A 6,330-nucleotide genomic window follows, 5' to 3' on the forward strand; every position below is an offset into this window, starting at 1 on the left:
CTAGTAGGCGAACGAAAGCTGTTCGACGGCAGGTTCTTCGGTGCGTGGTTTCGCACCGGGCGCCCCGGTATCGTCCGGCCCCTTCGCGGGCGCGGGCGCGGCGGCTTTGTCCGGTCCCTCGATGACGTAGCGGCGCATCAGGTAGAACCACACCACCGCCAGCAGGCCGTACACGATCGTGAAGGTGATCAGCGAGATCCACACCGTGGTCGCGGAGTGGTTCGACACCCCGTCCTGCACCAGCAGTCGCAGGTTCGGGTCGCCGGTCGGGTTCGGCACCACCACCCAGGGCTGACGGCCCATCTCGGTGAACACCCAGCCCGCGCTGTTGGCCAGGAACGGGGTGGGGATGGCCAGCAGGCTCAGCCAGGAGAACCAGCGTTGGTCGGGCACCCGGCCGCGGCGCATCACCCAGAGCCCGGCGATGGCGAGCAGGGCCGAGCCGCCGGCCAGGCCGATCATGGCGCGGAAGGACCAGTAGGTGACGAACAGGTTGGGCCGGTAATCGCCGACGCCGTACTTCTCGTTGTAGGCCTGTTGCAGGTCGACGACGCCGTCGAGGGTGACACCGGTGAACTTGCCCTCGGCCAGCCACGGCAGCACGTACGGCACCTCGATGACATGGGTGACGCTGTCGCAGTTGTTGTGTGTGCCGACGGTCAGCACCGAGAAATCGGGGTTGGTCGCGGTGTGGCACAACGATTCCGCCGAGGCCATCTTCATCGGCTGCTGCTCGAACATCAGCTTGCCCTGGACGTCGCCGGTGTAGATCAGCGCGACTCCGGACAGCGCGATCACCACCAGCGAGGCCCGCGCGGCCGGCCGCCACATGGTCCTGGCCTCGGCGAGCTTCTGCTCGTCGCCGCTGCGCGCGTTGCGCACCATCCACCAGCCCGCGATACCGGCGACGAAGGTGGCCGCGGTCAGGAACGATCCCGCGACGACGTGCGGAAACGCCGCCAGCGCAGTGTTATTGGTGAGCAGTTCGACGATGCTGGTCAGCTCCGCGCGCCCGGTCTCCGGGTTGTAGCGGGCGCCAACGGGATGCTGCATGAACGAGTTGGCGGCGATGATGAAGTACGCCGAGGCGTTCACGCCGATGGCCACCATCCAAATGGTCGCCAGATGCACCAGTTTCGGTAGCCGGGACCAGCCGAAGATCCACAGGCCGATGAACGTCGACTCCATGAAGAAGGCGACCAGGCCCTCCAGCGCCAGCGGTGCGCCGAAGACGTCGCCGACGAACCGGGAGTATTCGCTCCAGTTCATCCCGAACTGGAATTCCTGCACGATGCCGGTGGCGACACCGAGGGCGAAGTTGATCAGGAACAGCTTCCCGAAGAACTTGGTGAGCCGGTACCAGTGTTCCTTGCCGGTGATCACCCACGCGGTCTGCATACCCGCGATGAGCGGGGCGAGTCCGATGGTGAGCGGCACGAACAGGAAGTGGTAGACGGTCGTGATGCCGAACTGCCACCGCGAGACGTCCAAGGCACTCACACTGACCTCCTGGCGATCTACGACGTGTCGTAGTAAAGACTACGCGGCAGGTCAGCCCGGTCAACGTGTCGCGCGACACGACACGCCGACCGTCACAGGCCGGTCAGGGCCGGTTTCACCAGTCGGCGATCGAACCCGCCCGCTCGATACCGCGCTCGACCAGCTCGACGATCTCGGCCGCATTGTCCGGCGCCGACATCCGCAGCCCGTCCAGCGAGTTCACCCGCGCGGCCAGCGTGATGCTCGACAGCATCCAGATGGAATCGCAGGTGAGCAGGTCAGCGGTGTAGAGCGATTCGTAGCGGCAGTCATAGCCCGCCTTCTTCGCCTCCGCGTAGAACGCCCGCTGGGTGACCCCCGGCAGAACGCCGTTCTTGGCAGGCGGGGTGATCAACTGCTTGTCGCGCACGATCACCACCGTGGACCGCGGCCCCTCCAGCACCCGGTTCTCGGTGCTGGTGAAGATCACATCGTCGGCGCCCATCCGCGCGGCGAAACGCAGCGCGGCCATATTCGTCGCGTAGGACAGGGTTTTCGCGCCGAGCAGCTGCCACGGGGCGGCCTGCGCGAGATCGATCGAGATACCGCGCGACAACGTCACCACCGAGACGCCCTCGGTCCTGGCCTTCGCCACCCGCGCGGGCACCCCGACCACGAGGACATAGGAGGTCGGCACCGGCACCGTTTCCGACAGCTCGCCGGAGGTCACCGCGGCCTTGACGCTGTTCAGGTCGGCATCGCGGCCGCGGGTCAGCACCAGCCGCATCAGCCCCTCCTGCTCGGAGCCCCATTCCTTGGCCGCCGTCTCGACCGCCTCGCGCCAGCGACCGAGTTCGGGCTCCGGTAGGTCGAGAGCCTGCGCCGAGCGGCGCAGCCGCGCGAGATGGAACTCCAGGGCGCACGCATTGCCTTCGCGCACCAGAATCGTTTCGAAAACGCCATCACCACGCAATGCGCCGATATCGTCGGCAAACAACAACGGCGCGTCCGCATCTCGGACCTCACCGTCGAGTGTTACAAGAACTCGATCCACCATGCGATGAAGCGTAGGCCACACAGGCCCGCTACGACGGGCTACGGGCGCACGGTTGTCCCCAGGTGGACAATCCGCCCCTCGACCATGCGCGTCCGGAAGGCTGTCGGAGCTTTCGCCTAGAGTGGGTTGCGTGTCCGTGGTCGCCGCACCCAGCCCTGTCCTCGCTGTTCCGGGAGCCGTCGCGGGAGCGCCGGGAACCCCCGACGCCGCCGTCGCGTGGCATTACGGCGATCCATTCGGCGAACAACGAGCCGCCGCGCAGCAGGTGGCGATCGTGGACCGCTCGCATCGTTTCGTGCTCGCCATCACCGGCGCCGAGCGCCTGAGCTGGCTGCACACCATTTCCAGCCAGCATGTGGCGAATTTGCCCGACGGGCGTTCCGCCGAGAATCTGGACCTCGATCTCAACGGCCGCGTGCAGCACCATTTCGTGCTCACCGACCTCGACGGCACGGTCTGGACCGACACCGAGGCCGAACGCGGCCCCGCGCTGCTCGACTTCCTCACCAAAATGGTCTTCTGGGCCGACGCCAAACCTCGCGAGGCCACCGACCACGCGGTCCTGAGCCTGCTCGGCCCGCAGGTCCAGACCTTGACCGGCGCGCTCGGCATCGAGCGCCTCCCCGAGGTGTACGAGGCCGTGCCGCTACCCGGCGGCGGGTTCCTGCGCCGCATGCCGTGGCCGACGGCCGACTCCTTCGACCTGGTGATCCCCCGCGAGCGGCTCATCGGCTGGTGGACCACCCTCACCGAGGCGGGCGCCGCGCCGGCCGGCATGTGGGCCTTCGAGGCGCTGCGGGTGACGGCCCTGCGCCCACGGATCGGGATCGACACCGACGACCGCACCATCCCGCACGAGGCCCGCTGGATCGGCGGCGTCACCGAACACGGCGCCGTGCATCTGGACAAGGGCTGCTATCGCGGCCAGGAGACCGTCGCCCGGGTGCACAACCTCGGCAAGCCGCCACGTCAGCTGGTGCTGCTGCATCTGGACGGCTCGGCCGACGAGCGCCCGGCAGCAGGCGACGCGGTGACCGCGGGCGGACGCTCCGTCGGCCGCATCGGCACGGTCGTCGACCATTACGAATACGGCCCGATCGCGCTCGCGCTGATCAAACGGGCGGTGCCGGTCGACGCGAAGCTCGAGGCAGGCCCCACGGCCGCCGCCATCGACCCGGATTCGGTCGTGGTCGACGACACCCCGCAAGCGGGCCGGGCCGCGGTCGATCGGCTCCGTGGCCGCTGAGCGCAGGCCCGCCGCCACCAGCCCCCGGGGAGAGGAGCTCGTCTATGCGCGCCGGTGACACCGGAGAAGTGCTGGCGGTGTGCGTGCTGCACGCCGAAATCGAGGTGCCGGGCCGGGTGGGCCGCTCCGGCATCGACAAGCGGCCGAAGCCAGGGCGGGTCGGCGTGCGCGCGCTCGGCCTCGACGGCGATCACGTCTGCGACACCGACCACCACGGCGGCCCGCACAAGGCCGTCTACGCCTACGCCGACGAGGACGCGCACCGGTGGGCCACCGAACTCGATCGGGACCTGCCCGCGGGCTGGTTCGGCGAGAATCTGCGCATCCGCGGCCTGCCGATCAGCGACGCCGTCATCGGTGCGCGCCTGGCCATCGGCCCCGGGCCGGTGGGGCCCGGCCACACCCTGCTCGAGGTGAGCGAGCCCCGCGTCCCGTGCGCGACCTTCCAGCACTGGACCGGCGAACGGCAGTGGGTCAAACGCTTCACCCTGCGCTCGGACACCGGCACCTACTTGAGAGTGCTCACCGAGGGCACGATCAGCGCGGGCGACACCGTGCACGTGGTCCACGTCCCCGAACACGGCATCACCGTGCGCGACGTCTTCACCGGCGCCGACCCGGACAAGCTGGAGCTGCTCCTCGCCGCCGAGCCCACCGTCTCCGACGACGTCCGCATGCAGATCGACCGGCACAACCGCCGCCGCGCGAACGCCGAACGCGCGGCGCAGCGGCGTGACGACGGCGACCATCTGAAGGCAGGAGTGCGAGCGTGAGCATCGAACTGGTCGAGGTGGTGCGTTCCGGATTCCGGGAATGCGTACACCGCGGGTCGGTCGTCGTCATCGGCGCCGACGGCGAACCCAGCTGCGCACTCGGCGAGATCCACCTGCCGATCTTCCCGCGCTCGACCAATAAGCCGATGCAGGCGGTGACCCTGCTGCGCAACGGGTTCGAACCCGTCGACGACGCGGAACTGGCCATCGCCACCGCCTCCCACTTCGGCGAACCCGACCATGTGAAGTTGGTCGAACGGCTGCTGGACCGCTTCGGATTCGACGAGTCGGCCCTCGAATGCCCACCGGATCTGCCCTTGGACGAACGCGCCCGCGCCTCGGTGCTGTGCCACGACCGGCCACCGAGCAAGCTGTTCATGAACTGTTCGGGCAAACACGCGGCGATGCTGGCCACCTGCGCCGTCAACGGCTGGCCGACCACCGGATACCTCGACAGCGCGCACCCGCTGCAACGCGCGGTGCTGTCCACCGTCATCGAACTCACCGGCGAACCCGAGACCGACCTCGGCATCGACGGGTGCGGGCTGCCGATCATCCCGGTCTCGCTGATCAACCTGGCCCGCGCCTTCGCCGCCATGGCGACGGCCGAACCGGGAACGCCCGAACGCCGGGTCGCCGACGCCATCCGCACCCATCCGCGAGTGATTTCCGGCACCAACGCCCCCGATCTGCTGATCATGAACGCCACCCCCGGCCTGGTGTGCAAGATCGGCGCCGACGGCGTGCACGCGGGCGCGTTGCCGGACGGAACCGCGTTCGCCTACAAGATCGACGACGGCGCCGACCGCGCCCGGATGCCTCTGACGCTGGCGATTCTGCAACGAATGGGCGTCCCGTGGTCGGACGCCCTCGCCGAATTGGCGGCACCGGCGGTACTGGGTGGCGGTGCGCGGGTCGGCGTCATCCGCGCGATCCCCGGCGTGCTGTAGTCAGGCGAGCATCGGGCAAACGGCTTCGGTTCGGCACCTGTTCGACCACTCCTGGAAGCGCGACCGCCGCACACGCGCTAGAGTGTCTGTCAGGAAGAGTATTAATTCGAACGGGGCCGCCACCAATCCCCAGGCCGCCCCGCTGTGACGCGAGGGGGTCAGCCATGGGCCGTGGCCGGGCTAAGGCAAAGCAGACCAAGGTTGCACGCGAGCTGAAGTACAGCTCGCCGTCGACCGACTTCGCGAGCCTTCAGCGCGAGCTGTCGGGTAGCCCCCACTCTCAGCGGAGTGGAGTGCTGTCCGATGAGCACGACGCGGATGATTCGTTGTCCCGCTGGAACAGCGACGACGACGACTACGACGATTGGCGCCGCTGACCAGGTGCGACGTATGAAGGGGGAGGCCGAGGCGCCTCCCCCTTCAGTCGTTGCCATCCGGTCGGCCAGCCAGCCGCCGAGGTTCGCCCGACATCAGGTCTCGACCACTGAGGTCGAGACCTGATCGAGAGCTCGGTTCGATCGCTCGCATCGACTCTCGAGGTACTCGAACAGCATCGGCGCCCGTTGCACCGCACGGGCCGCCCCGATGCCCGCCCGTCCGGACATCGTCCGAGATAGGCGAACTCGCCCCTCGGCGACCCTCCAGCATCCCCTCCGACGCGCAGCGCATCCCCCTCGCGCAGCGCATCCCCCTCGCTCAGCGTATCCCTCGCCCCAGCGCATACCACTCGCTCAACCGCGTCCCCCGGCCTAGCCATCCCCCGGCCCAGCCATCCCGCGGCCTAGCGCGGCCCTGAGGAGCGCACCGCGGTGCGCCGCGTGACAC

The 6,330-nt window shown here is 68.7% G+C and carries 6 protein-coding genes; 4 read left to right on the top strand and 2 right to left on the bottom strand.

The annotated features are described in order from the left end of the window. Window positions 1–1,500: a cytochrome ubiquinol oxidase subunit I gene (locus GV790_RS26880; protein ID WP_163817267.1), complete on the bottom strand. Its 1,500-nt coding sequence runs from the start codon at window positions 1,498–1,500 to the stop codon at window positions 1–3. A 115-nt stretch (window positions 1,501–1,615) separates the two neighbouring features. After that, complete coding sequence (locus tag GV790_RS26885; RefSeq protein WP_163817269.1) at window positions 1,616–2,536, bottom strand: aminodeoxychorismate lyase; 921 nt, start codon at window positions 2,534–2,536, stop codon at window positions 1,616–1,618. 130 nt (window positions 2,537–2,666) lie between these two features. On the opposite strand from GV790_RS26885, the gene ygfZ reads away from it, so the two are divergent. The 4 genes from ygfZ (at window position 2,667) to GV790_RS26905 (ending at window position 5,882) form a co-directional block, all read left to right on the top strand. Beyond that, complete coding sequence (gene ygfZ / locus GV790_RS26890; RefSeq protein WP_163817271.1) at window positions 2,667–3,782, top strand: CAF17-like 4Fe-4S cluster assembly/insertion protein YgfZ; 1,116 nt, start codon at window positions 2,667–2,669, stop codon at window positions 3,780–3,782. A 44-nt stretch (window positions 3,783–3,826) separates the two neighbouring features. Beyond that, window positions 3,827–4,555: an MOSC domain-containing protein gene (locus tag GV790_RS26895; protein ID WP_163817273.1), complete on the top strand. Its 729-nt coding sequence runs from the start codon at window positions 3,827–3,829 to the stop codon at window positions 4,553–4,555. Further along, entirely contained in the window at window positions 4,552–5,505 is a 954-nt protein-coding gene (locus GV790_RS26900; protein ID WP_163817275.1) for an asparaginase, read from the top strand. Before GV790_RS26895 ends, GV790_RS26900 begins: the two co-directional genes overlap by 4 nt. A 164-nt stretch (window positions 5,506–5,669) precedes the next feature. Beyond that, the gene (locus tag GV790_RS26905) at window positions 5,670–5,882 is read left to right on the top strand and encodes a DUF3073 domain-containing protein (protein ID WP_036532795.1); all 213 of its coding nucleotides are present in this window, start codon (window positions 5,670–5,672) and stop codon (window positions 5,880–5,882) included. Window positions 5,883–6,330 lie beyond the last annotated feature (448 nt).

Source organism: Nocardia cyriacigeorgica, assembly GCF_010858045.1.
Taxonomy (GTDB): Bacteria; Actinomycetota; Actinomycetes; order Mycobacteriales; family Mycobacteriaceae; genus Nocardia; species Nocardia cyriacigeorgica_E.